The organism is Acinetobacter calcoaceticus, assembly GCF_016508255.1.
GTDB classification, from domain to species: Bacteria; Pseudomonadota; Gammaproteobacteria; order Pseudomonadales; family Moraxellaceae; genus Acinetobacter; species Acinetobacter calcoaceticus_E.
Window position 1 is genome coordinate 144,076 of sequence record NZ_JADVKT010000001.1, and the last position, 23,281, is coordinate 167,356.

The following is a 23,281-nucleotide window of genomic DNA, read 5'->3' on the forward strand; positions in this document are numbered from 1 at the left end:
TCAAACAATTTTATATTTACTTGCTTTTTTCAATATAAATGCCTTTTTTCATCATCTCAAACTTATGTTGCTGAAGAATCAATTTGCTTAGGAAGCCACATTACAAAGCATAAACCTAAAAGTACAACCACGCTGGCACACATAAAGATAACCTCACCTGAAAGAATTTTCCAAAAATGTCCAGCCAGAACACTACCAAAAGCTACACCCAATCCCCACATAGTGCTGTAAAGAGCTTGTCCACGTCCTTGTTGTCCAGCCGAGAAGTTTTGAAAAATAACTCGCATCGCAATTAGGTGAAATAAGCCGAAACTAAAAGCATGCAAGCACTGTGCAAAAAGTTGACCAATAAAGTAATGCGAGAATAATGCAACTAACATCCAACGTATGCTCGTCAATAGCAAACAAACAACTACTAAACTACGCCACGAAAAATGTTGAAAAACTTTTGAAGCAATTGAAAACATAAAAATTTCTGCAAAAACCCCTATAGCCCATAAAAATCCAATTTCAGTCGTACTGAAATTCAAAGATTTCAGGAAATTACTATAAAAACTATAAAAAGGCGCATGTGAAAAAAGTAAAATAAATTCAATTGTAAAAAATGCAGCTACTGTCGGGCGTTTAAGCACAGGAAGTAAAGGCTCTAAATGCTTTTGTGAGGTAGGTGCACCATCCGGTTCTCGGATAGTGAAAGACCAAATAAATGCCAATGACGCAATAATTAATAATAAAATCGGGAGCATCGAAATAGGTACGATTTCTAGAAGCGCACCAATAACAAATACGCCCACAATGAATCCAACAGACCCCCACTTACGGATTTTGCCATAAAGTTTAGCTTTTTGATCGCCCAACCAAAATAAAGTAACGCCTTCAAATTGAGCTAAAATAGCATTTTGAAAAAAGCTAAAAATAAGCATGAGTAAAGCAATGGATTGAAACGTATTTGGAACTAGAAAAATAGCCAACCATATACATGATTCCATCCAAGTTGCCAGCCGCACAAGTAGCATTCTCTTACCAGACTTGTCAGCAATCCATCCCCAAACTAAAGGTGCAAAAAAACGCGTTATAATGGCAATTGATGATAAAACACCAATTTGTTGGTAGTTAAATCCTTGATCTTGAAGATATAAATTCCAATACGGCATAAATGTGCCAACAATGGAATAGTAAAAGAAGTAGAATCCGCCGAGTCTAGTTTGGATTGTAAGAGGTTGGAACAAGTTGTAAACCTTAGTATTTTCAATAGGTTAAAATTCGAGATAGCTATATATCAGAACATCCCAACCCTACAATTTTAACATTTTGTTTTCCAATACAAATAACTAATTTATTAATAACAATATGGCCCCAAAAGCTCTTTTTATTGATAAGAAAGAATAAATAAAGATAATAGAATTGTAATTTAATTTGTACAATGTGTTAACTTGTGTAAAAATACATTTAATATTCATAAGGTATTTATTCATCTGATGTTTTTTCTTATTTTTTTAATTTGTCTTTTCCTGTTTTTACTTATTCTAAAACAACATTACCGTTAATCACATTTTTACATCTATCTTTTCTTTAAAAGCTCTTCTACTTCTTTTAAATTAGAACAATTAAAATCAAATTTATAGATAACTAAATGTTCAAATAAAACTTGGCTTTAAGCACCAAATCTAAAACTCACAGCTATTCACACCACCAACCGAGCAACGTAAATACAATCAATAAGTTACCGTAACAACTATCGTGTCTGAGTAGCTACCAGGAGTCGTTGAAATAGTAGTACCTTGTGGAATTTTTCCATAGACATTTGTACTTTGAGCACTCCCCGATCCCGTCTTAGAAACACCACCAGAGCCTCCAACCGAGGTTATACCACCTGTAGTGTCCCATACTGTACTATAAGTCGAGTTCTGATAAAGTTGATAAGGAATATATTGGCTACTACCATTTGCCATACGTCTAAAGCCCCCAGTAATGCGGTTATTACCATCTCCTAAATAAATACTATATGGAGTTGCATTATTACAAGTCGTATTCACAGCTCCTTGAGCTGTGTAATCATGGCTAGTCGTACCAATATCAGTAATATTGCCAAAATCGACATTTGATGTTGAATCTAATTGGCACAAACTCGGTACAACATAATTAGCAGTTATAGTGGCGTTGCCTGAATCCCAACCGCCTCCGCTATCCCCTTCACACACAGTGCTAGAGCTTGCTTGCATGTCCCAAAAAAGCTGAACCGTACCAGTATATGTTCCTTTAGGGTATGCAATGAGAGAACCAGTGCGGGCTGGTACCTTCACATTGACCGAGTAACTAATAATATTATTTGAAGCAACCGTTTTCACTGGTCCATACCAAACATTTGAGGTCTGGTTCGCGGTAGAAGAACCCGCTCCACCTACAGTTGCAGTGACCGTATAAGGTAATGAAACACTATTATTGGTGTTTGTAGTTCCCGTAAATACGGTTTTCATGCACATATAAGGTGAAATTTCAGGAGTAGTACGTCCCCCTAGACAGCTAATAGTGCCGGAAAAATTGATGTTTGCATCACTATTAATAGTAGCAGCCGTATAGGTATACGTACTGTTAGTGGTTCCAGTTACCGTACAAGCAGCATGTGCCGAACTAAAAAATGCATATAATATAAAAAACAGAACAATCGTTAAAATATACTTTATGGCCAATGAAAACTTTTTGCCCTTTATCCAAAGACTATGACTCGCAGTATTTATCGACATACATAAGGTCCCAATTTTTTAGCGCTGTATTGCTTATTTTCATACGCAAAATTAACTTGGCATGAACCATGATCGAGAAGATCTACTTCAAGTTTGTTTTGTTTCAATAAATTTGGAACAAATACTTCACCGTCGTAGCCCACCACACCCTCTTGTTGCCCATTAATTCGAACACTGTAACCTGGCAATAATGGCGAGTTGTTCGAATCAACAAGTTTTACTAATCCTGAAATAACCTGATGAGCACCAAAATCAATCAAGGTTCCTTGGCGATAACCCACGAATGCTGTTTGGTTAGTCGATGTAACATCCCATTCTAAAGGTAAATATGATGGATCTAGATAGATATGATGAAGCTGGTAAGGTCTTAAATTTGCAATTAAGAATCGACCGGTTCGATCAGTCGCTCCTAAATTTACTCCACCATTTAGAATTTGGCTTTGCGGTCCGGCATTAGTCACAACCGCGTAACCCTCTCCAATTTCATTGGCCGCAAAAATCCGTCCTGCTGCTGCAACCAATGATCCAGTCGCTGAAAGTGCAACCTGATCGTTCTCTCCAATTCGGTTATAGCGACCTGTTAAGTAGGCAGCACGGGCACGGTAAGAGGCATAGATTGATGCGTTATTCTCTTGTGAATCCTGATCATGTTCAACATAACCTCCCCATCCAAATGCACCGATTTGTGGGTCGCTAAATCCATTTATTTCTTGTCTATACGTTGTTTTACCACTTTCATTAGAAATACTTGTAATCGCATTCATTTTACTAGACGGTGTATAACGCAGCGCAAAGTAAATGCCATAGTCCTTATGGTTTTCATAATCTTTATACGCTGAAGTATAAAACCCCCAGTTCTTGTTAATACTTCCGCTTAAATTGGCAGACAATAACTTGTAGGAGTTGTCGCTATATTTGATCTGGTTATAACCCAGATAAACCCCATAGCCTGTATAAAAATTATAGTTAATTCCTGCCCTGAATATCTCATCTGCCAATGCACTGTAGCTCAGATAGTTCTGTGGTTCAGAAGTAATCTGGTTCTCTTTTAAATATCGAATTTGTGACACACGGGCAAGATCAAAGTAATTATCAAATACTCTGCGGTAACTGGTATTAAACGAAATGTTCTTACTAATCCGTCCTTCTAAACCAACCAAGGCAGAATAGCCGTTCTCATCTTTATACTGGCTTGCTGCAATGTCGGCATTAATCACCCCAAAGCCAAACAGGTTCTTGGCAAAACCCGTCCCGAGGTTTGACAAGCCGTCTGTTGAAGCCTCAGCACCACCGCTTAAAGTCAGTGAGTTGCTGTAACCGTATCGAATCGCACTAGACGCAAAAGTGGCATCATCATAATCGTTTGAATATAGCCCATAGTTATAGCGTGGAACTCCGACATCTACGGAAAATTCATTAATGCCTTTTGCTAAAATCTTAGATGAAAAATAGTAAGGTTTTTTGGTAATGCTCTGCTGCCCCGTTGCATCGGTAGTCACGAGGGTGACTTCATTGCCAGAAATAAACGGGAGCTGCTTAATATCAAATGGACCTGAAGGTACCAACCCCGAATAAATCTTTTGCTGGTTGACGTATAAATCTAGAGTCGAAGGCAGTGCTGCCGAACCAGAAAATTGCGGTAGTGCCGAGGTAACAATATCACCCCGTTGGGTATAAGCACTTGACCACTGGAAACCTGCTAGACGTACACTATTGCCCCAGTCAGAACTATTGGAAATAAAGTCCCCTAAGGTATATATCCGGATTTTTTCAGGGTCTACATATTGCCATTTACTTTCCAGACGCACCCACTTTTCATGGCTATAACTAGTTTCATTACTACCGTTGTATAAAACCCCTGAAGAAAAGTTACCAACCGCGCTGTTAAAAATGCCTTCTGCTGAACCGGAGAAAATATTCTCGTCATTGGCCATGGTGTGATACAGGCTATAGTTCAAAATAGCCGCGTTTAAGGGTTTCCTTTTGAGTAAATGAGGACTGGTGATCTGCTGACCATTTAAGTCCACTGAATAGTCTGTCAACATATTCGAAGGAACTTGTAAGTTTAGAGACTGCTCATTTTCTACATATTTAAACTGGATTTCTTTTAGCTCGTTAATACACACCCATTGGCTGTCAGGAATATGCTCATCCATTTTCACTCTTAAAACTTTTAAGTCACGAGAGCGGATATACAGCTTTCCATTTTGATCTTGGCGTACCGACATTAAATCTGTTGAAATATTCGAGTTAATAGAAATCTTCAAGAAAAGCTGTGTGTATGCCTTACCAGAATTAAACACCTGATGAGAAGAGTTTGTAACTTCGGGAATACTTGGTAAAGCAACATTAGTATTATCTTGCAATGATTCAGCAAAAGCATGAATCGGCAAGTACATAACACATAAGGCACTTACGAGATATTTCATGTGTGCCTCTTTAAAGAGATGTTTGCTTACCGTTAATATTCAGTGAAATATTATATTTATGATCAGTTTGAAATTTAAAATCAGGGCTAATATTAAAATTTCTTGATTTGCCAGCAAGAATATAACCATTCACCGTATTTACTTTGATGGCATAGCTTTTATTTGCTGTTATATCAAGAAGTGTTAAATTACTTAAAAGTGCATGTCGATTGCCAACATTACTCATTGTAAGATAAGAATTATTTTGCTCTTGATGTATTGACCAATTCAGTTTAGTCATTGCATCTTTATTTACGACAAATACAGGCAATGACGAACGTAGTAGTACGTTAACCCCTTGATCCGCTTTACGGTTGTCAATCGGTTTTGGTAATTCATCAATAATAATGCGGTAGGTTTGTTCGCCAGAAACAGGTGCTGGATTAATTCTAACTACACGTAAGTTATAAGAATCATTGGGTTGTAATTTTAAAAACGGTGGGCTAATTGCGATATCATCGGTAGGGATTAATTGATCTTGCCCAGCATTTTGGCGCCATTCAAATACACGTACCTGCAAATCAGTGCTTTCATTTGACTGGTTATATAAACTAATTGAGGATGCCGCTTGATCGTTTAACATTTCAACACTTACAGGCGAAAGGCGAATTGATGCAGCGTTCAGCATACTAGGCAAAAATAACAATAAACTTGTAGTAACAAAGATATTTTTTCTCATGATTTGCCCAGAACTACTTTTCTCAAATTAGGCTAGCTCTCTCAAACAAGAGCTAGCAGCGACACATAAAACTTATTAAAAATTAATAAGTCACTGTTACAGTTACAGTGTCAACATAGCTACCTGCGCTTGGCAAAGTTGAGCCAGCAGGGATACGGCCATAGACGTTAACAGTTTGTGCTGCACCAGTACCAGTTCCGCTGTAGGCTGTTGTTGCAATACCAATCGCTGTTGCACGGTTAGTGTCAGAGAAAAGGTTATAAGGAATAAATTCGTTGCTTGTTGCTCCACCAATCATACGACGTTGGGTCGTTTGAGCATTTTTACCGGCATCAAAAGCCAAAGTCCATGGCACAGTGTTGTTACATAGAACTTTGATTGCAGTACCACCTGTCGTTGTAGTGTCTGCATCGACGTTACTAGCAAGAGAACTTAAAGTACCGAAATCTAAAACTGCATTTGAAGTTGTACCTGTAGCTGAAGTATTCAATACACAACTATTTGTAATTGTTGCTTTAACAGTCAAGGTACCTGTTGCTGTTGCAGCATTTGCGGCATTGATAGACATTAAACCCATAGTAATTGCTGATAAACAAATGAGAGACTTTTTCATGGTTGAAAACCTTTTTTTTACATTACGCCAATAAAATTAATAGATGTAAAAACTAGCCTTCCCCATCACAATCACTAGCTTTTCTGATTGTTTTTTCAAAGCGTTATTTCTTTACTCTACTAGTCGCGCATAATACAAAAAAACAACAAAAACACTAACATGAGTTTCATTCTAAATATCAATTAACAATTCAAATTCTGATGAATTTCTCAATTATAAAAAATTTTATGGTTTATCACACTTTTTATATCTATTTTCGATACTTCTATTCATCTTTTATTAGTTTTACTAAAAAAATTATATTTTTTCATTAGTTAAAGTTTACCATTACTTTCAGTATTTTACGTTTTTTTAACCTTTGGTTAAAAAAATAAGAACAAAAAGTAAGCTTCTGATTGTTCTATATATTTTAAATGAATAAGAAAAGAATATTTTATGAATAAGAAATCTAAGTAATTCATACCAATTCTAAGAATTTAAAAAAAGTTTTAGCAATTAGACAAAACTTTTCATTTACCAGAAGTAAGATAACGTTAGCTTAATTATTTCTAAAAATTAAATGAAAAAACAAGCCGAGAAATCCACCTACCATAGCAAAACCTAACTGTATATAGGCTTTGCCATACCAAGCCAGTTTCCTAAATTGATAGTCTGCACTGTTAGAGTTGATCACAAATATATTTCTCATATCCCAACTATGAAATCCTTTGGGTCTTTCGGCAAAAAAATCTAGAATGGGTGTAAACCCTAAAACAAATAAAATACCAAGCAAGGGATAAACGATACATCCCGGAAAGATAGGGTTCTTCTTTCGTTCCATGTAATCAAATATTATAGCCGCGGCAACTAATAAACTTTCTATTAGGGCTACTTTTTTGAAAGTATATAGATCAAAACCTAGATAGAACATTAAAGTTAAGAAAAAGACTCCTGTTAGAAGAAAAGAGCATATTAATAGTTTCCAATTCATTGCAGTCCTTCAATAATTTTTTAGAATCTTATATCGTTGTAGTAATCGCTATTGAAAATATGATTTCAATGTATCTATATTAGCAAAAAACAATTAAATAGCACAGTATTGACCGCCCCCCAAAATGTACAAATAACACTCAAACATTTTTCTAACATTTAAATAAATCTAAATTTACCTTTAATTGATATATATAAATTTTTAGAAAAATATTTAATAAAATATAGTTTCCATTACAGCTAAATATTTATGAAATCTATTAATTTTATAATTTATCTCGCCCCTTAAAAGCTTCGAATTAAATATTATTTATCGTTAAAATATTTTCTATTTAAAAATATATTTCTAAATTGAACGAACCTTTGAATGTACTCTTTCTTCTCCTTTAAAACTAACAATTCCATACTTGTAGTTTTACTTGCTTCTTGGCAAGGTATGTACCAGTAAAACATTAGGAATTTGTTCCAACATGGCGAGTCCAGCACAAATCATTCGACATAAATTTCTCAATACATTCTTTTCACGCCATTCGCTCTGGTTCTTATGTATTTTTACTGCACTCAGTATTACATGGTTTCGAACCGTATATACCCCTCATAGTATCTATTATTTTATTTCAGATACTCTGCTTAATGGTTTATGGGTGATCACGGGTGCACTAAGCTTATTAGGCCTCTATGATGTTTTGCAGAATAAACATTCACTTTTAAGAAATTACCCAATTATGGGGCACTTTCGTTTTTTGTTTGAAGATATACGTCCAGAAATTCGCCAATACTTTATTGAAGCAGATCAAGATGCTCTACCTTTTTCTCGCATGCAAAGAAGCTTAGTTTATCAACGCGCTAAAAATGAAAATGCAGATAAGCCTTTTGGTTCAATCATTGACGTTTATCAAGAAAATTATCGCTTTATTGTCCACTCAATAAGCCCTTGCCCACCAGCAGATCCGAAGAGCTTCCGTATTCAGGTTGGTAATGCACAATGCCTACAACCCTATAGTGCTTCTATTATGAACATCTCTGCCATGAGCTTTGGTAGTTTAAGTGCTAATGCAATCCGTGCATTAAATAAAGGAGCGCAGTTAGGTGGGTTTTATCATGATACAGGCGAAGGTAGTTTAAGCCCTTATCATCTAGAAAATGGCGGTGATATTGTTTGGCAAATTGCCAGTGGTTATTTTGGTTGCCGCACTCTAGATGGGAAATTTGACGAGCAAAAATTTGCGAAGCAATCTCAATTACTACAGATCAAGATGATTGAGCTGAAGCTTTCACAAGGTGCAAAACCGGGACATGGCGGTATTTTACCTAAACATAAAATTACAGCAGAAATTGCCGAAATCCGTGGCGTTTCTCGCGATCATGACTGTATTTCTCCTGCAAAGCATTCTAGTTTTTCTACCCCAATTGAAATGATGCATTTCTTACAAAAGTTACGCACATTATCAGGTGGTAAACCTGTTGGTTTTAAACTGTGTATTGGTCAGCCTTGGCAATTTATGAGTATTGTTAAAGCAATGCTAGAAACAAAAATTGTTCCTGACTTTATTGTGGTTGATGGTTCTGAAGGTGGTACAGGCGCAGCACCAATTGAGTTTAGCGATAATATTGGTACGCCATTACGTGAAGGTTTACGCTTCGTCCATAACACGCTGATCGGTGCAGGGTTAAGAGATCAAGTTAAAATTGGTGCTAGTGGTAAAATCATTAGTGCATTTGATATTGCTAGTACCTTTGCACTAGGCGCAGATTGGGTTAACTCAGCACGTGGTTTTATGTTTGCTGTTGGATGTATTCAGGCACAAAGCTGTCACACGAACCAATGCCCAGTAGGTGTTGCAACTCAAGATAAAGACCGTCAAAAAGCAATTGATGTACCAACCAAAGCAGAACGTGTATTTAATTTCCATAAAAACACCTTGCATGCTTTATCTGAAATGATTGCCGCCGCTGGTTTACGTCATCCTTCAGATATTAAAGCCCATCATTTGGCTCAGCGAGTAAACGACCGTGAAATTAAGAACTATGCTCAATTGCATTTTTTCTTAAAAGAAGGTGAACTTTTACAATCTGAACTTAGTAATGACGATGATAATTTCTATTATCGGATGTGGAATATGGCTGATGCCAATCATTTTTAATTTGTCTTAATTTTATAATCTGAGCATTGCATTTATAGTGTGATGCTCTTCCGCATTTAAAACTAATATGTGATTTTTGCTTAAAGTTCACTCCCCCTTTTAATTTGTATTTAATAGATTTTTCACCTAATATAAAAGTATAAATAACGTACATATTTTAATTTTATTTAATAAAAATTTTTAACGTCTATAACAAGAAGGTATCTCATCATGTTGAAAAAAACATTTATCTCTTCTTTTGTTGCTCTAGCTATAGGTTTAAGTAGTTATGCTGTTGCTTGTACGCGTGCCGTATATTTAGGGAATAACCAACATGTTATTACTGCCCGTTCAATGGACTGGAAAGTTGATACGGGTACAAATTTATGGATTATGCCAAGTGGCGTTGCTCGTGATGGGAGTGCGGGATCTAATTCAATTAAGTGGACATCTAAATATGGAAGCGTGATTGCCACAGGTTATGAAGTTTCCACAACAGATGGTATGAATGAAGCTGGACTGGTTGCTAATGTCTTATGGTTAGTTGAATCTGAATACCCCGATGTAAAAAAATCTAATAAACCGCTACTCAGCATTGCGGCTTGGGCACAATATGTACTCGATAATTTCGCAACCGTTGATGAAGCTGTCAAAGCCCTTGAGAAAGAACCGTATACAATCATTACAGATAGTGTTCCAGGCGAATCAAGGCTCACCACCCTGCATTTATCCATTTCTGACAAAACAGGTGATAGCGCAATTATTGAATATATTGGTGGAAAACAAGTGATTCATCATAGCCGTAGCTATCAAGTCATGACTAACTCACCTACTTTCGATAAGCAACTTGCACTTGCAGAATATTGGAAACAAATTGGTGGAACGATCATGCTTCCCGGTACAAACCGAGCATCTGATCGCTTTGCACGTGCATCATTTTACATTAATGCAATTCCTAAAAATGATGATAGTAAACAGGCTCAAGTCTCTGTATTTAGCGTAATTCGAAATGCGTCTGTTCCCTATGGACTAAATACTCAAGAAGAACCTAATATCTCTTCGACCCGTTGGCGAACTGTTGCCGATCATCAACAGATGCTCTATTTTTTCGAGTCGGCGCTATCACCAAACGTGTTTTGGGTTGATTTGAAAAAAATTAATTTTAAAGATGGTAAAACACGTAGACTTGATTTAGGGCCAGATCAAAGCCATATCTATGCAGGCGATGCCACCTCATCCTTTAAATTTGCAAAACCTTTTGTATTTTTAGGCCCAACTACTCGTTAATTTATGTCAAAATTTATTGGCTTTAACAGAAATAATATTAAACATACTATCTTGGAATTTATATGATGAAGAAATCTCTACTATTATTGAGTTCTTGTCTACTGACAACGGCTTGTAGCACCACACAATTTGGTACAGATAAAGCAACAGCTCCTAAAGAAGTAAAGACAGCTGGTCAGCTCAACTGTTTACCAACTGAATTATGTCCTAGCTTGCTCGTTAAATGGAACGAGAATCAAAAAGATCAGCTTCGTGTAGATGTTCATTTAAGTAGTAGTTACAACTTTTATGATATTAATGACTTAATATTTGATATTGATGGGAAACGATTTACTTATCAACCGGCTCAAGCGACTGAAAAAACCAATGTAAGTCGATTAGTTCCTAAACATTCAACAACGTTCTTTATTATTCCAAGCAAATTCTTGCAAGAGTTTAAAAATGCTCAAAATGTAAACGTTTTGATAAAAACGGATAAAGGAACGATTGAACGCAATATGTATAGTCCACAAAAACAATCTTCAGTTTATAAGAACTTTATGCAGCTTTATCAAAATTCCAAATAAAATATACAAAGCAAGTAAGACATCTATCCAGAATTATTGGATAGATGTCTTACTTTTTTAATAATAAAAATGTTTTGGCTTTGCATGTAAGAAGGCCGGAATTAATCCAGTTAAAGCTGCACGTATATCGGCACGTTCATTAATTAATTGATGTGACCCTTCTTCAAGCATCAATAGCGTTTGAAGCCTAAATTTACGACGAATAAATTCAATGTTGTAACGCCAATCAACTGTCTGATCGAGAGCACCTTGTGCAAGCCAAACAGGGATACGGCAAGCGGGCCGCTCTTCCATCTGTTGCATCCATTTTGACATTGCCAGAATCCAGTCCATCCCCATCATTCGAGGCTGCAATGGATCTTTTAAACGAATAAAACGCAAAAATTCAGGATTATGATTATTACGTCTGAAGTGTCTTGGTACTTGACGCTTAATACGGCGAATAATGCCCAATCCAACTGGGTTATGCCACCATGCTGTTTTTGCAGGGCGAATCAAGGGAGAAAGTAACAGGACTCTATCTACAATCGGGTCTTGACGTTTTTCAGCATATTCTAACAAGTGATGCATCCAGATTGCGCCACCCGTACTTTGACCAATTCCTACCCAAGGTTTTGGCAATTGATCTGCATGCTTTACATATTGGTAAACAGCCATCAAGACTTGTTGATAGTGATCAAAATTTTGAATACTTGCTGGTGAACCATTGCTTAAACCATGCCCGGGTAAGTCGTAGGTAATAACACTGAAGCCCTGTTCAAGAATTTCACGAATGATAGGCTGATAAATACCACTATGCTCAAGATAGCCATGTAATAAACAGACCGTACCCTGTATTTTTTCTACTTTAGGTTTGAAAACTTGAACATGTAAGCGAAATAAAGGCATTTGAACATAACCCTGCCAATGATCACATTCAAGTAAATGTAAACCATACAATTTGCGGTAGGCAAGCAAATCTCGAGATGGTTCTTCTAACGTATTTAAATTGAGTGGGCTTAAAACCTGTGGCGTAAGATCACGGTTGGGAACCGGTAAATCTAATTGTTTTAATACGGCAGGATTGAGAAACGGGATATCTGACATTAAGGTACCTCTCGACAATCACTTGAGCCAAACAACATGTCGCGAATTGTCGCAAGTAATTCATAATTTGCACGACGACTATGATCGTAATTTTGCACACTTGGTTGCCAGCGTGTCAGTGGTGTTGGCATTGGTGCCACAACAGGAATTGTTTCTATACCATTTAAAGCAAATAGTCGACGTGTACGCGGCATATGATATTCATCTGTAACCAACATAACGGTCGGCGCTCCACCTTTTTTCTGAAGCAATAAAGAACTAAATCGTGTATTTTCACAGGTGTTCATACTACGTTTTTCTAATAGTTTTGCATCAACGCCCCGCTCTTTTAACCAACTTTGCATATAAGGGGCTTCAACACCGCTAAGTACAATAGGTAGCTGATTCTGTTTTTCAACTTCTAATGTTTTTTCCAGTCTCAAACGCGTATAACTATTGACTACAATATCTTTTCCATTTTTATCGAGAGTCAAACCACCACCCAATACAACAATCGCATAAGGTTCTGACAACTTTTTAGATGGGACTGGTAAAGGATTTTTACGAACATATTCAATCTTCTGCTCAGGTTCACTAACAGCTTGTTGATGTTCTGGCAGCACAGGTTTTCTTGCTAAAAACTCGGTATATTGCTCTGTAAGTGCTTTATTTTCCGAACTATTAATAAAGAGCGCTTCATCAATAGGATCACTTGCTTCATCTGCTGCATCAATTTCTGAATTTTTAGCAACCAAAGGAACACTGACAGCTGCCGTTTCATCCTCTAGCTCCTCTTCCTTTTCTTCTAAAAGAATAATTTGCTGCAAAGCCTTATAGTTTTCTTGTATATAGCCCAAATCAGCTGTCTTTTTTTCACGCACAGCCTCTTCTGTCAGCTTTAAATAAGCCTGATGAGCAATCCATAAATTTGAACCCGGCTCTAAATTATCATGTTCACTTAATGCGGCTTTCCGCTGGCTTTCTGCAGCCACTTCATTCACATCTACTGGAACGAAATAGTTAAGCCCAGCTACAATAAGTTTTGAATAAAACGGCGAATATAAAAAAACCACGAAACAGCCTAATAGTACAAATAGCAGAGTAACTACTTGTACAAAACGTACCATTAAGTGTACTTTTGGCATAAAACTATTCCGTATGATTTTCAATTAAACCTAAACTGTTATAAAGGACAGGCTCTGGTTCTAACATAATATGGAAACGCTGATCAACATCATGTTGTACGGCCTGATAAGTTTTCTTTACATCTGTAAGAGATGCAGTGGCATAATTCACCAAAACCAATGCCTGTTTATGGAACATCCCCACCATATTAAGTTGTTTACCTTTCCAACCCACCTGATCAATTAACCATCCTGCTGCAATTTTAACGTTTCCATTGGCTTGAGGATAATGTGGAATTGTTGAGAATTGTGTGATTAAGCGTTCAAACTCTTGAGCATTAACAATCGGATTTTTAAAGAAACTGCCCACATTTGGATATTCTTTTGGATTAGGGAGTTTACTTTGGCGAATATGGATGACTTGATTTTGTAAATTCTCAGCTGTCTGGTTGTCTCCAACGGCTTGTTTCAAATCACCATAGTTAAGTTTTAAATGTGGTTGTTTAAGTAATTTAAAAGTGACATGCGTGATGATATAGCGGTTCGGATCATCTTTAAAAATACTATGACGATAAGCGAAATGGCAGTCTTCCGCTAAAATTGTCTGAGTTTGTTTTAATTGACGGTCATACACTTGTACCGACTCAATAAACTCACCTACTTCTACCCCATAAGCACCAATATTTTGTACAGGTGAAGCGCCGACTAATCCAGGAATAAGTGCGAGATTTTGCAAGCCAAACCAATTTTTTTCAGTGCTGTATAAAACGAAATCATGCCAGACTTGGCCTGCACCAACATGAACTCGAACAAAATCATCATCGTTCGATAAAACTTCGATACCCTGAATATCAAGATGAACAACTAAAGCATTGATCTGCTGCGGCAATAGCATATTGCTGCCGCCCGATAACACAAGTACATTTAGATTATGCTGCTCGGCAAAATCCAAAGCTTCTTCAATATCCTGAATAGTTTGAACTTTAGTGTAATGAGAAGCTGTTGCGTCTAAACTTAAAGTATTGAATGGCTTAAGCTGTACCTGATTTTGAATTTGCATCGTATTGAAAAACCTATTCTTAAACATTCAATTGTTTTTTTAAAATATTAATCCATGCCAAACTACTGGACTCGCATTGGTCAAGTACACGTTCAAAGCCTTCAGCACCGCCATAATAAGGATCAGGTAAGGCTTGTTGCCTATATTCAGGATCATGCTCGCTCATTAAAGCTACTTTTGCACGAATTTGATGAGTGCCAAACTGAGAAACCGCACTTTGTAGCCTGTCATGAATGTCATCAAAGTTTTGGTGATCCATTGCCAAAATCAAATCAAATTCTAAAAAGTCTTGAGTTGAAAGCTGTCTTGCACGCAATGAAGATAAGTCATAACCTCTTTTTTTAGCGTGCAATTGACTGCGCTGATCTGGTGCTTTGTTTGGATGATAATTACTCGTTCCAGCAGAATCGACAATTACATTGAGTTGATATGCATCACAATAATGTCTAAAAACCACTTCAGCCGTGGGAGAACGGCAAATATTTCCTAAACAGACACATAACACCTTATATTGTGTTTCCATTAGAAATTACTTCCAAACATTTGAATTACGTAGAAATAAATATGGTGCATGCAGAATCCTGACAAAACTATAAATTATTGTCAAAATTGAATTGACCATTGTGACGTATTGCATTTTGTCAAAACTCACATGGCTTGAAAAGGAAAATAATGTTTATCAATAGATTAAAAGTTGATAAATCAGTCGACAAAGTATTTGATCTTCAAATTTTTAAAGAAATAATAAAGCCCTCCGAAGAGAGCTCTCAGAAAAATGCCTCAAATAATCATTTAGCTGTAGTAATTAACTCAATCATTTCCTTCGTTGGCCTTAAACTGCCTAATTGCCACTGTTCAGGTGGATATTCATCAATTCGTATCCAGACATGCTCTTGAAAAGAAGCATTTCCCTTTCCCTCTATTTCTACAAATAAGTCTGTTATCCGTTTGAAAAGCTCAGCTTTACTATCTTTATCTAGTAAACCCTCTATGGTTTGTATATTTATAAATGGCATAATGCTACCTGAATTAAGTCTAGGTCTAAATTATAGACCCATGTTAATTGGAGCTTCCCCTGATGTCAAATATTATTCCTGATCATAAGTTTTCAGTCGATGTATGTGGAATCTTCAAAATTGCTGAGATATTGAATGATAGTTGGACGATCCTATTGTTGAGAGAAGCTTTTTACGGGGTAACAAAATTTAATGATTTTCTAGAAAATACAGGAATATCAAAGCAAATTTTATCTAATCGTTTGAAGCACCTTATCCAATTAGAAATATTTGAACTATCCATTTATAAAGAAGTTGGGGTTCGAGAGCGAAAAGAATACTTACTCACTACAAAAGGAAAAAGCTTAAATATTGTATTGCTTGCCATGCTTGAGTCTGGCGGCCATTTTATTTCAGCAGATAAAGATGTCGTTAAAGTTTTTAATAAAAATACTGATGATGAACTCAAATTAAAGCTTGTTGATTCATCTAATCAAGTCATAGATTTTAAGAATTTAGAACTGAAACTCATTCCTCGCAAAAACAAGGAATAACTTTTTTATATTATCTTCAAAGCCCCACTATCAAGGGCTTTGAAGTAAGATTAGAACAAAAATTATTTATTTTTAAATAGTTTATCAGTCACACTTCTATCAATCTTACTGCGATGCCCATTCTGAAAGTATCGATCGACATGACATAGTTTTGTCTTGGTATCACAGAACACACCATTTGAGAGTGTGAATGCTGAAGTATCAAAGTCGCCTTGAGAGAATGCTTTGTTTGCTTTGTTAGTTCCTAAGTATTTAGCCGTAAGTTTTTTAGATACGCCCTTCTTGTCAGCGCAAATATATTTGTCACAAATGACACCCTTTTTAGGTGAATAGACACTAGAGCTGGTTTTCGCCATTGCTACGGAGCTAAGCATTAAACAAGTACATCCAATAAGACTAAGTAAAGTTTTAGAAATTTTCATTTTTGAACCGAATAAAATTATAAATTGTTAGGGCATTATATGAATTAGTAGCTTTTAGGAAAATCTACAGAACTGCATAAATAACAAAAAGCCCACCTTTCTATGGCTCTTAAATATTATGCGTGATCTTCACTTACATTTTGAATTCTACAACAGAACAAGTGGTTATCAGGTACAGCAAAAAATTGAGACAAACATAATCACCTCATAACTACTTTATTTTAGAGTGTCTTATGCTAAGTTATTTGAAGATTGAATCTTATAGAACCGTTCAACAATAATGTTTAAAAATAAGGAAATAATGTATATGAGCCATTTTCAATTTCAAACTGTTCCGAATATCATCTCTGGCTTAGGCTCTATACAAGAATTACAGAATGTTTTAGCACAAAAAGGTTACGGTAAATTATTACTAGTGACCGATGCAGGAATGATCAAAAATCAGCTACAGCTACCCATTCTCAAAATTTTAGATACGCTCAATATTGAATATGTTACTTATGCTGATGTTCAGGCTGACCCGCCAGAACAAGTCGTTTTAGATGCAGCCAATTATGCAAAACAGCAAAATGTAGATGCCATTATTGGTTTTGGCGGTGGTAGTTCTTTAGATGTTGCAAAAGTAATCGCTTTGCTTGCCCACCCTAACCAAACTCAAAGTTTGCAAGAGATGTATGGCGTAAACCAAGTAACAACCACTCGCCTTCCACTTATTTTAATTCCAACGACAGCCGGCACAGGCTCAGAAGTGACACCAATCTCAATTGTGACCACTGGTGAGACGACCAAAATGGGAATTGTCTCTCCGGTACTATATGCGGATACAGCTATTTTAGATGCAAACTTCACCCAAAATCTTCCGGCACATATTACTGCTGCCACAGGTATTGATGCGATGGTGCATGCGATTGAGGCATATACCTCTAAGCACAAAAAAAATATTTATACCGATATTTTAGCAAAACATGCGCTTAAATTACTGAACCATAATTTACCGAAAGTTCTTAAAAACGGGAATGACTTAGAAGCAAGGCAAAATATGCTTTTCGGTTCGATGCTCGCAGGTCAAGCATTTGCAAACTCGCCCGTTGCCGCTGTGCATGCTTTAGCATATCCACTTGGCGGGCATTTTCATCTATCGCACGGCCATACCAATGCATTAGTGTTAGTTGAAGTATTAAAATTTAATGCACCAAATGCCAAGCAATATTATGCAGAACTTATGCAATGGCTCGATCCATATAGTAATGGCAGCACAGATGGTTTATGCGATTTGTTTATTGACCATATGCAAAATCACTTAGACCGTAGTGGTTTAACCTTAAAACTTAAAGATCTAGGTATTGATGAGTCCAACCTACCTCTGCTTGCTCAAGATGCTATGTTGCAAACTCGCTTACTGCAAAATAACCCACGTGACATGACAGAGGCTGCTGCTTTAGCAATTTATCAGGCGATTCATTGATGACCAAACCCGTTTTAAAAACCAGAGACCAATTTAAGTTCTTTTTAGACATTCAAACTCGCTGGGCAGATAACGATATCTATGGTCATGTGAATAATGTGACTTACTATAGCTACTTTGATACGGCAGCCAATGCTTTACTCATTCAAAAAACAGGTTTTGATATTCATGAAGCAAAATCAATTGGATTAGTCGTCGATTCAGCTTGTAGCTTTTTTCAAGAGCTGTCATTTCCCGAAATTATTCAGGTAGGGGTTGCGATTGGTAAAATCGGTACAACTTCTCTGCGTTATGAACTAGCAATCTTTAAACAAGGTCAAGATCCAGCCTCAGCTCAAGGTCATTTTGTGCATGTGTTTGTTGATCGTGAAACGCGTAAGACTGTTCCAATATCCCAGTCAGTTCGTGAGGTTTTAGAGAATTTTTTATTATAAAAAATGAGGCAAAAAGAAAATAACTTACTCTTTTTGCCTCGTCTGAACTTAGGTCATTGCGGGGTCACTAAACGAATCTTCACCCGTTTCAACTCGACCAGCAAAACGTCGGTAATAGTACGGATCACTCTGGCTCGTGATTTCAAAATCATACCAATGCCCTACGTCAGCTAAAGCCCAATGTTGCTTAACAACTTGGCCTGCTTTTACAGTGAGTTGTAACGGAGCATCTTTTCGGTAAGCACATGGTTTGACAGTCAATGTTGCATCCTTAGTTCCTTCATTCATGAGTTCTACATATACATCACCGTTGGCAATGTCATAACACACTCGAATTTCAGGTTTGATGCCACTATCAACAATACGTTGAGTATCCCCTTTAAAATGACGATGATAACCATTAGGGCCAAGCACCCATAAATCATAGCGGCCTAAGTTATCTTTTAAAGCATTCCACTCATCGTCTAAGGTTTTATTCGGCTCGACAATATAACGCTTTGGAATAAGGTCCAGATTGAGCTTGTCATACACATGAAAAACAGCGGCTTGCGTACCCGTGTTAGAGAATATCAATTGCACCTTGCCATCCGCGTTACAACGCGCACTGGTATGCAACTCGTAAGGCAATGCCCGTGACAGACGTATGCCACTTTGCTGAATCGGTAACTTAATATCCGTTGGTAAAGGAACAGCTGGCAAAGCTTCTTGAGTCACTCTTAACTCATCTGCCTGCACACGTGTTTGTTTCCCGTTGAGCTGCGGTAAAACATCTGCGTTTGGAGTTTTAAAGTTAAATGCACTGGTTAAATCACCACAAATAGCACGGCGGTATGGGCTAATATTCGGCTCTTTCACACCGAATCGTTTTTCTAGAAACATCAGCACGGAAGTATGGTCAAAAACTTGTGAATTCACCCAGCCACCACGGCTCCATGGAGAAATCACATATAACGGGACACGTGGACCCGGACCATAAACTCGTCCATCAGGTGTAGGCTGTGAATGGCTTCCGTCAGGTGCGGCATGGTCAAAATATTCATCCTGCATGTCGGCACTGCTTAATGTCGATTTGCCAGCGTATTGCCCATTTACAAGTCGTGATGGTGCTGATGGTGATGGTACGTGGTCAAAGTAGCCATCATTTTCATCGAAGTTGATCAGCAGTGCTGTCTTACTCCAAACCTCTGACACCGCAGTTAACGCATCAATAATTTCCTGAATAAACCATGCTCCTTGAACTGGGCTTGAAGGGTCAGGATGTTCACAATAAATTGATGGTGCATTAATCCAAGAGACTTGCGGTAACTTACCCTCACGAATGTCTCGTTTAAAAGCGTCGAGGTACTCTTCTGGTTTATTACCCGGTAGCGTATTTGCAATGCCTTTATAGAGTGGATTTTTGACATTATCAGTCGCAGCATCATAGGCTTTGTAGGGTAATTTTTGTCCTGTATCTGCATAAGGTTTATTTGGCTCACCACCACTTGCAACCGGATAGCCAGACGCAATATTTGCCTTTCTAAATGAACGGAATGCACCAAGCATATTATCGCCCCATTCATCTGGCATATTTTGATAACAAATCCAGCTTACCCCTGCGTCTTCCAAACGTTCTGCGTAAGTCTTCCATGTATAACCACGATCTGCTGTCGATGGGTTACCATCAATCCAGTCCCACTCATTGTTCACAAATGATCGTTTGGTCGGTGTTGCCCCATTTGTACCCGTTAAATGAAATGATCGGTTTGCATCTGTTCCTGTATGCATAGAACAATGATAGGCATCACAAATCGTAAAGGCATTTGCAAGCGCAAACTGATATGGAAGTTCTTTCTCTTTGAAATAACCCATGGATATATTGGTTTTATGGGCTGGCCAATTTGCCATACGCCCATTGTCCCAAGCCAATTGGCTGTCGTTCCACGTGTGTGGCGTACCATCTGCACGCTGTGCATTATTGGCTGTACCATCTAAATGAAAAGGTGTTAGGACTTGCCCATTACTTCTAAGCTGTTCCCAAACACGGCGGCCACTCGGTAGAGGAATCGTAAAACGATCAGCAAAACCTCGAACACCTTTTAACGTACCAAAATAATGATCAAAAGATCGATTTTCCTGCATTAAAATAATAACGTGTTCAACATCCTGAATAGTGCCTGTTTTATTGTTTGCAGGAATTGCTAAAGCTTTTTGAATACTAGATGGGAAAGCTGCCAATGCCGCAGCACCAAAGCCCATGTTTAAAGAATAATTTAAAAATTTACGACGTGTAATCATGATCAAGTTCTTTTTATTATTTAAAGTTATGGGGCACAGCGCATAACAGGCTTTTTACCTGTTTCTGGTGTATTTGAATTATCATTTGCCGAGTCGTTGCAACCACTCAGCAGAATCGCGCTAATTAATAAAAAATACGAATATTTAAAGGAAGCTATTCCTATGCATTGCCTTTTCATGACGATGTACAATCCATTTATAATCTAAAATGGCTAACATAGAAAAGTACAATGACAGTGGCGTGACCTGAATATTTCAATCCAGTGAAATATATGAAAATTCTATTATTCTCATATTTTCACTGGATCAAAACTCAAACTAGATTAAGGCTTTAATTGAATGTTTTGTAATTCACCATCAAAAGTTTCAATCAAACTTTTAATGACTGGCTGTTGTTGTAATAACTCAGCTGCTCTGTGAAAGGCTTTTTCTTTGCGCGCACTTTGAATGGTATATGGTGTAGACGTATTTAAAGCACCATATTCAACTGTAAATTGTGTATCTGGCCATTGCTCATTTAAAGCATCAATAAGGCCTTGTTGTAATTGAGTCAGCATATTTTCATATTCTTCAGGAATATGGAAAACTGTATTGCTACCAATTTGACCTTTCATCACGCCATGCTGAGCAAGTTCTTGAACGGCTGGAGAAAGCTGACTATTTCTGAACCAATATTCCCATTTTTCAAGTGTCCACTCGCCTTCCAAAACTTGAGGAGAAAGCTTCAAAATATCCTGAGGCATGAGCTGCCCAGTATCATTTGAACTAGATTGCGTTTCAGCTACAACATTCTCAATCACTTGTTGGGCCTGTACCAGTGACGGCTGCTCCACCATAGGTTCTAAGACTAAATCATGAGGCGTAACAGGCGTATCTTGAGTAAGTGAAAAATCAGCGCTAGGCGTTTCAAATAAACCTATAGGCTCAGCAGTGAAAGCTGGTTCTGGTTCAATATTTTTAGCGATGGTTTCGGCTTGAACTTGTGCAATTTTTTGCTCTGGTACAGGAATGAAATCTTCCTCCAGAACACTAATTGTTTCGTGAACAGGTGCTGACTCAAACCCAATGAGCTCATGATGATTTGGGTCAAAAACCATTAAATCCTGATTAGGCCGTGGTTCAGGTTCAGGTTCAGGTTCAGGTTCAGGTTCAGGTTCAGGTTCAGGTTCAGGTTCAGGTTCAACCATAGCGGGTTGGATAATAACTTCAACAGGTTGAACAGCATTAGGCGGAGCAATATCTTGGGATATTTGCTGTGCTTCATGATTCACAACAGCCACTTGCTCACTTTGCTGAACAGGCGCTGATACCACAATTTCATTAGGAGCTAAAGGACGGAATGCCAATAAGCGTAAAACGCACATTTCAAAACCTTGCTCTTGCGTTACAGCAAGTTGCAAGTCTGAGCGTCCTTTACATGCAATTTGGTAATAAAGCTGCAAATCTTGAGCAGAAATCAGCTTAGACAGTTGCATGATTTTGCGATTGATTTCTTCGCTATATTTTAAGCTCAAATCAGGCAAATATTGCAAAATAGCCAATTCATGCAATGTCGAAATCAACTGATCAAGCACAAGTGAAACATCTAATGCTTGATGTCTAAATTGCAATAAAAGCTGGCTCACTTTTTCACGTTGGTTCTGATGAATTGCTAAAATCAAATCATAGATAATAGTTCGGTCAATCAGGCCCAGCATTTCTTTAACATCTTGATGCTGTACAGCACCCTGACCATAAGCAATTGCTTGGTCGGTCAAAGACAAGGCATCACGTAAGGAACCTTGAGCGGATTCGGCAATCTGCCAAATTGCATCTTGCTCGGCTGCAATTTGTTCTTTTTCAAGAATCACCCCAAGATGCTTTGTAATTTCATCAACCGCTAGTGGTCGTAAGGTAAATTGTAAGCAACGTGAAATGACTGTAATCGGTAATTTTTGCGGGTCAGTCGTTGCAAAAAGAAACTTAACGTGTTCTGGGGGTTCTTCGAGTGTTTTTAATAACGCATTAAAGGAATGCGTAGACAACATGTGTACTTCGTCAATCAGGTAAACTTTAAAACGCCCTTGCGTCGGCGCATAAGGAACGTTGTCTAAAAGTTCACGCGTATCTTCTACTTTAGTTCGTGATGCAGCGTCGATTTCAATCAGGTCAATAAAACGGCCTTCATTTACTGCTTTACACGTTGCGCATACTTCACAAGGTGTAGAAGTTACACCAGTTTCACAGTTCAAACACTTGGCTAAAATACGTGCAATTGTGGTTTTACCCACCCCACGCGTTCCTGTAAATAAATAAGCATGATGAAGACGGCCACGTTCCAATGCACTACTTAATGCACGAGAAACATGGTTTTGCCCCACTAACTCATTGAAATTACGTGGACGGTATTTTCTAGCAAGTACTTGATACATGTATGCTCCTTTTTACAGGCTTAAG

20 protein-coding genes are annotated in these 23,281 nt (G+C 37.5%); 6 read left to right on the plus strand and 14 right to left on the minus strand.

Annotation, left to right across the window (positions count from 1 at the left end; genetic code table 11):
• Positions 1–62 precede the first annotated feature (62 nt).
• The 6 genes from I5515_RS00700 to I5515_RS00725 all read right to left on the minus strand — a co-directional run bounded on the left by I5515_RS00700 (position 63) and on the right by I5515_RS00725 (position 7,474).
• Positions 63–1,229 (minus strand): MFS transporter, encoded by a 1,167-nt coding sequence (locus tag I5515_RS00700; RefSeq protein ID WP_199964286.1) that lies wholly within the window; start codon positions 1,227–1,229, stop codon positions 63–65.
• 486 nt (positions 1,230–1,715) lie between these two features.
• Positions 1,716–2,744 (minus strand): spore coat U domain-containing protein, encoded by a 1,029-nt coding sequence (locus I5515_RS00705; protein WP_199964287.1) that lies wholly within the window; start codon positions 2,742–2,744, stop codon positions 1,716–1,718.
• Positions 2,735–5,143, minus strand: a complete 2,409-nt coding sequence (locus I5515_RS00710) for a fimbria/pilus outer membrane usher protein (protein WP_227562613.1) — start codon at positions 5,141–5,143, stop codon at positions 2,735–2,737. Before I5515_RS00710 ends, I5515_RS00705 begins: the two co-directional genes overlap by 10 nt.
• A 40-nt stretch (positions 5,144–5,183) precedes the next feature.
• A complete protein-coding gene (locus I5515_RS00715; RefSeq protein ID WP_199964289.1) occupies positions 5,184–5,891 on the minus strand; it encodes a molecular chaperone in 708 nt (235 codons plus the stop codon).
• 82 nt (positions 5,892–5,973) lie between these two features.
• Positions 5,974–6,504, minus strand: a complete 531-nt coding sequence (locus I5515_RS00720; protein ID WP_199964290.1) for a spore coat U domain-containing protein — start codon at positions 6,502–6,504, stop codon at positions 5,974–5,976.
• A gap of 538 nt (positions 6,505–7,042) precedes the next feature.
• Positions 7,043–7,474, minus strand: coding sequence for a hypothetical protein (locus tag I5515_RS00725; RefSeq protein ID WP_199964291.1), 432 nt, complete (start codon positions 7,472–7,474; stop codon positions 7,043–7,045).
• Between the two features lie 469 nt (positions 7,475–7,943).
• On the opposite strand from I5515_RS00725, the gene I5515_RS00730 reads away from it, so the two are divergent.
• The 3 genes from I5515_RS00730 to I5515_RS00740 all read left to right on the plus strand — a co-directional run bounded on the left by I5515_RS00730 (position 7,944) and on the right by I5515_RS00740 (position 11,449).
• On the plus strand, positions 7,944–9,617 hold the full coding sequence (locus tag I5515_RS00730; RefSeq protein WP_199964292.1) for an FMN-binding glutamate synthase family protein: 1,674 nt from the start codon (positions 7,944–7,946) through the stop codon (positions 9,615–9,617).
• Between the two features lie 210 nt (positions 9,618–9,827).
• The gene (locus tag I5515_RS00735; protein ID WP_199964293.1) at positions 9,828–10,883 is read left to right on the plus strand and encodes a linear amide C-N hydrolase; all 1,056 of its coding nucleotides are present in this window, start codon (positions 9,828–9,830) and stop codon (positions 10,881–10,883) included.
• A gap of 62 nt (positions 10,884–10,945) precedes the next feature.
• Positions 10,946–11,449 carry a hypothetical protein gene (locus tag I5515_RS00740; protein WP_199964294.1) on the plus strand — a complete coding sequence of 168 codons (504 nt, stop codon included), beginning with the start codon at positions 10,946–10,948 and terminating at the stop codon, positions 11,447–11,449.
• 57 nt (positions 11,450–11,506) lie between these two features.
• Here I5515_RS00740 and I5515_RS00745 read toward each other — a convergent pair whose 3' ends face one another.
• The 5 genes from I5515_RS00745 to I5515_RS00765 all read right to left on the minus strand — a co-directional run bounded on the left by I5515_RS00745 (position 11,507) and on the right by I5515_RS00765 (position 15,714).
• The gene (locus tag I5515_RS00745) at positions 11,507–12,535 is read right to left on the minus strand and encodes an alpha/beta hydrolase (RefSeq protein ID WP_199964295.1); all 1,029 of its coding nucleotides are present in this window, start codon (positions 12,533–12,535) and stop codon (positions 11,507–11,509) included.
• Entirely contained in the window at positions 12,535–13,659 is a 1,125-nt protein-coding gene (locus I5515_RS00750; protein ID WP_199964296.1) for a YdcF family protein, read from the minus strand. Before I5515_RS00750 ends, I5515_RS00745 begins: the two co-directional genes overlap by 1 nt.
• A 4-nt stretch (positions 13,660–13,663) precedes the next feature.
• A complete protein-coding gene (gene murB, locus I5515_RS00755; protein ID WP_199964297.1) occupies positions 13,664–14,698 on the minus strand; it encodes a UDP-N-acetylmuramate dehydrogenase in 1,035 nt (344 codons plus the stop codon).
• A gap of 19 nt (positions 14,699–14,717) precedes the next feature.
• The gene (locus tag I5515_RS00760) at positions 14,718–15,221 is read right to left on the minus strand and encodes a low molecular weight protein-tyrosine-phosphatase (protein WP_199964298.1); all 504 of its coding nucleotides are present in this window, start codon (positions 15,219–15,221) and stop codon (positions 14,718–14,720) included.
• Between the two features lie 265 nt (positions 15,222–15,486).
• Complete coding sequence (locus I5515_RS00765; RefSeq protein ID WP_199964299.1) at positions 15,487–15,714, minus strand: tautomerase family protein; 228 nt, start codon at positions 15,712–15,714, stop codon at positions 15,487–15,489.
• A 62-nt stretch (positions 15,715–15,776) separates the two neighbouring features.
• On the opposite strand from I5515_RS00765, the gene I5515_RS00770 reads away from it, so the two are divergent.
• Positions 15,777–16,247, plus strand: a complete 471-nt coding sequence (locus I5515_RS00770; protein ID WP_199964300.1) for a winged helix-turn-helix transcriptional regulator — start codon at positions 15,777–15,779, stop codon at positions 16,245–16,247.
• Positions 16,248–16,309: 62 nt separating this feature from the next.
• Here the strand turns inward: I5515_RS00770 and I5515_RS00775 are convergent, their stop codons facing one another.
• Positions 16,310–16,621: a YcgJ family protein gene (locus tag I5515_RS00775; protein ID WP_413784473.1), complete on the minus strand. Its 312-nt coding sequence runs from the start codon at positions 16,619–16,621 to the stop codon at positions 16,310–16,312.
• A gap of 355 nt (positions 16,622–16,976) precedes the next feature.
• On the opposite strand from I5515_RS00775, the gene I5515_RS00780 reads away from it, so the two are divergent.
• Together I5515_RS00780 and I5515_RS00785 are read left to right on the plus strand one after the other, a co-directional pair.
• Complete coding sequence (locus tag I5515_RS00780; protein WP_199964302.1) at positions 16,977–18,134, plus strand: iron-containing alcohol dehydrogenase; 1,158 nt, start codon at positions 16,977–16,979, stop codon at positions 18,132–18,134.
• On the plus strand, positions 18,134–18,568 hold the full coding sequence (locus I5515_RS00785; protein WP_265092287.1) for an acyl-CoA thioesterase: 435 nt from the start codon (positions 18,134–18,136) through the stop codon (positions 18,566–18,568). The genes I5515_RS00780 and I5515_RS00785 overlap by 1 nt, the downstream gene beginning before the upstream one ends.
• A 48-nt stretch (positions 18,569–18,616) precedes the next feature.
• On the opposite strand, the gene I5515_RS00790 is transcribed toward I5515_RS00785, so the two are convergent.
• The gene (locus I5515_RS00790; RefSeq protein WP_199964304.1) at positions 18,617–20,845 is read right to left on the minus strand and encodes a phosphocholine-specific phospholipase C; all 2,229 of its coding nucleotides are present in this window, start codon (positions 20,843–20,845) and stop codon (positions 18,617–18,619) included.
• 323 nt (positions 20,846–21,168) lie between these two features.
• A complete protein-coding gene (locus I5515_RS00795) occupies positions 21,169–23,256 on the minus strand; it encodes a DNA polymerase III subunit gamma/tau (RefSeq protein WP_199964305.1) in 2,088 nt (695 codons plus the stop codon).
• Between the last annotated feature and the right edge of the window lie 25 nt (positions 23,257–23,281).